Raw genomic sequence first — 1459 nt, forward strand, 5'->3', positions numbered from 1 at the left:
CGGGCCCCGGCCCGTGGGACGCCGCCCCGGGCCCGCACTCCCGCGACACCCGGGCGGCCGGTGAGCCGTCGGGGGTGTCGGCGGCGGGCCGTACACTTCTGGCGTGGCGGGCAGGATCAATGACGAGGACGTGAAGGCGGTACGGGACGCGGTCCCGATCGACGCCGTCGTCTCCGAGTACCTCCAGTTGCGCAACGCGGGCGGCGGCAACCTCAAGGGCCTGTGCCCCTTCCACGACGAGAAGTCGCCCTCCTTCCACGTCAGTCCCAGCAAGGGCTTCTACCACTGCTTCGGCTGCCAGGAGGGCGGGGACATCCTCGACTTCGTGCGCAAGGTCGACCACCTCTCCTTCTCCGAGGCGGTGGAGCGGCTCGCGGCCCAGGCCGGCATCACCCTGCGCTACGAGGAGGGCGGCTACGGCCGGGCCAGCCAGCAGGGCGAGCGCACCCGGCTGGTCGAGGCCCACCGGGCGGCGGCGCAGTACTACGCCGAGCAGCTCGACGCGCCCGAGGCGGAGATCGGGCGCCGCTTCCTCGACGAGCGGGGCTTCGACAAGGCGGCCGCCGAGCACTTCAACGTCGGCTACTCCCCGGCGGGCTGGGACCACCTCACCCGGTTCCTGCGGGGACGCGGCTTCACCGACAAGGAGCTGATCCTCTCCGGGCTCTCCCAGGACGGCCGCCGCGGTCCGATCGACCGCTTCCGCGGCCGGCTGATGTGGCCGATCCGGGACATCACCGGCGAGGTCGTCGGTTTCGGCGCCCGCAAACTCCGCGAGGACGACAACGGGCCGAAGTACCTCAACACCCCGGAGACCCCGCTCTACAAGAAGTCGCACGTGCTCTACGGCATCGACCTCGCCAAGCGGGACATCGCCAAGGAGGGCCGCGCGGTGGTCGTGGAGGGCTACACCGACGTCATGGCCTGCCACCTGGCGGGTGTCACCACCGCGATCGCCACCTCGGGCACCTCCTTCGGTGAGGGGCACATCAAGATCCTCCGCCGGCTGCTGATGGACAACTCCCGCTCCGAGGTGGTCTTCACCTTCGACGGGGACGCCGCCGGCCAGAAGGCCGCGCTGCGGGCCTTCGAGGACGACCAGAAGTTCGCCGCCCGCACCTCCATCGCGATCACCCCCGGCGGCATGGACCCCTGCGAACTCCGCCTGGCCAAGGGCGACGTGGCGGTCCGCGAGCTGGTCGAGGGCCGGTCCCGGCTGTTCGAGTTCGCCCTGCGTTCGGTGGTGGACGAGCACGACCTCGACTCGGCCGAGGGGCGCTCGGCGGCCCTGGAGTCGGCGGCGCCGATCGTCGCCCGGATCAAGGACGGATCCCTCCAGCACGAGTACGCGGTGCGGCTGGCGGGGCTGCTGGGGATCATGGACACCCAGTTCGTGGTGCGCCGCGTCGGGCAGCTCGCCCGCTGGAAGCGGGAGGGCGGGGGTGGCGGCCGGCGCGCG

Annotated in this window: 1 protein-coding gene; it reads left to right on the plus strand. The window is 72.1% G+C overall.

Annotated features, from left to right (window positions below):
- Positions 1-103: 103 nt before the first annotated feature.
- The coding region (gene dnaG / locus ACYVE9_RS26605; RefSeq protein WP_461030450.1) for a DNA primase at positions 104-1459 on the plus strand (1356 nt) is incomplete at its 3' end.

The sequence above is a fragment of the Streptomyces sparsus genome, assembly GCF_054776295.1.